Raw genomic sequence first — 1900 nt, 5'->3', positions numbered from 1 at the left:
CGTTTTAACAACAGTGAAATAAAATCTCAAATTTCTATTTTGAAACAGTTAGTAAAAGGTAATTTGCTCTAATTATCTAGTACAGCCCCTAAATTATTGAAGAAACCGGGTTACGAAATGTAGCCGTTTGATTGGAGATGGCAAAATGAAAAACTTGCTGGCAATTTTCACCGCACTTTTTAGCAATAACAGGCGCACAAGCGGCAACCGTACAGCCCGACCAAACGCTGCGCTATTTCGGACAAACCGAAAGCAGCTACCAAAGCCAAACGCCCTACGGTAACAATAGCAAAGCGGGGCATTATGTACAGTCGGGCGATGCCAAGATTTATTACGAAGTCTATGGCAAAGGTGCGCCGGTGGTGTTGCTGCACGGCGGTTTGGTGGGTTCAATGGCAGACATGAGCGAGCTGGCAGACAAGCTGAAAGAAAATCATAAAGTAATTCTGGTGAACACGCGCGGTCACGGCAAATCCGACATCGGCAAAGTTGCGCCGAGTTACGAACAAAAAGCCAAAGATTTGGAAACCGTATTGGCTGCGTTAAACATCGCCAAGACCGACATCATCGGCTTTAGCGACGGCGCTTATACCGGCTATTTCTTCGCTGTTGATTATCCGCAGCACATCAATAAATTGGTGGCCATCGGCGCGGGTGAATGGCCGAAAGGCTTTGTGCAAGGCGGACAAAAAGACCGTAACGCACCGTTTTCCGCCATCGAAAAACTAGACCCGCTATATTGGGCACAGCAAGCAGCCGTCCGCCCGCAAGCGAAGAAAAGCGCCGAATGGTTCAGACAGGCAAACCGCCAATATGACCAAACCGTGGTCGAACAAACGCTTTTTGCCAAAGTGAATGCGCCGACGCTGGTGCTGCCAGGCGAAAAAGACGCCAATGCACCGCTGGATACGGTCATTGCTGCCTATAAATGGCTTCCGAATGCGCAGTTAGCAATTATCCCTAATGCTCCCCATCCGGTATTGCAGGCAAATTTTAAAGCGGTGTGGGCGTGTATCGAACCGTTTTTAAACACAAAATAATAGTAAAATTGACCGCACTTTGGTTATAATACTGCGGTCAATTTCATTTATTTAAGATTAAAAACAATGCATTACACCTTCTCCAGCCCGCTCTTAGACGAACTTGAGCGCTTAATCGAAATCGAAAACGCCGGTTTCACGCCGGAAGAAGCCGCCACGCCAGAGGCTTTCCGCACCCGTATCGCCACCATCGCCGACAGCTTTATCGCCGCCCGCAATGAAGCGGGCGAAATCGTCGGCTACATCGTCGGCCCGGTGGTCGGCGTGCGTTATATCACCGATGATTTGTTCAAAACCACCGTGCCCAATCCTGCTACGGGCGGCTTCCAAACCGTGTTAAGTTTGGCGGTACACCCCGATTATCGCGGTAAAGGCATTTCCACCTTGCTGCTCAACGAATTGGCACGCGTCAGCCGCGTCGCCCAACGCCAAGCCATTACGCTTACCTGTTTGTCGGAACTGGTGCCCTATTACGAGAAAAACGGCTATGTCAACGAAGGCGTGTCCGAGAGCCAACACGCGGGCGAGGTTTGGTATAACTTGGTGTTGGATTTGGCTTAATATCCTCGGAGAAATTAAGTTCTGTTACGGCGTTGACTCGCCTTGTCATACTACTGTACTGTCTGCGGCTCGCCGCCTTGTACCAGAATTTACTTTCTCCGACTATACTTTTTGAGTGCAAAGGAAAATGCCGTCTGGAAATGTTTATTTTCAGACAGCATTTGCCAAGCCTTTTTAAGTTAAACCAATCACTAGCCGAGAAATTATATTTGGGGCTGTACTAGATAATTAGAGCAAATTACCTTTTACTAACTGTTTCAAAATAGAAATTTGAGATTTTATTTCACTGTTGTTAAAAC

Annotated in this window: 2 protein-coding genes; both read left to right on the top strand. The window is 47.7% G+C overall.

The features are described from left to right. Window positions 1-359 precede the first annotated feature (359 nt). A complete protein-coding gene (locus tag J2T37_RS11490) occupies window positions 360-1040 on the top strand; it encodes an alpha/beta fold hydrolase (protein WP_253356021.1) in 681 nt (226 codons plus the stop codon). Window positions 1041-1106: 66 nt separating this feature from the next. Further along, window positions 1107-1601 carry a GNAT family N-acetyltransferase gene (locus J2T37_RS11485; RefSeq protein ID WP_253356019.1) on the top strand — a complete coding sequence of 165 codons (495 nt, stop codon included), beginning with the start codon at window positions 1107-1109 and terminating at the stop codon, window positions 1599-1601. The last annotated feature ends 299 nt before the right edge of the window (window positions 1602-1900 follow it).

This window comes from Neisseria perflava (assembly GCF_024170405.1).
GTDB lineage: Bacteria > Pseudomonadota > Gammaproteobacteria > Burkholderiales > Neisseriaceae > Neisseria > Neisseria perflava_B.
The sequence above is the reverse complement of the archived record's forward strand: the minus strand, read 5'-3'. Positions and strand labels throughout refer to the sequence as shown.

What these genes read in the sequence shown, in the direction of transcription:
- J2T37_RS11485 (WP_253356019.1), top strand. Translation starts at nt 1,107, where the DNA reads ATGCATTACACCTTCTCCAGCCCGCTCTTAGACGAACTTGAGCGCTTA.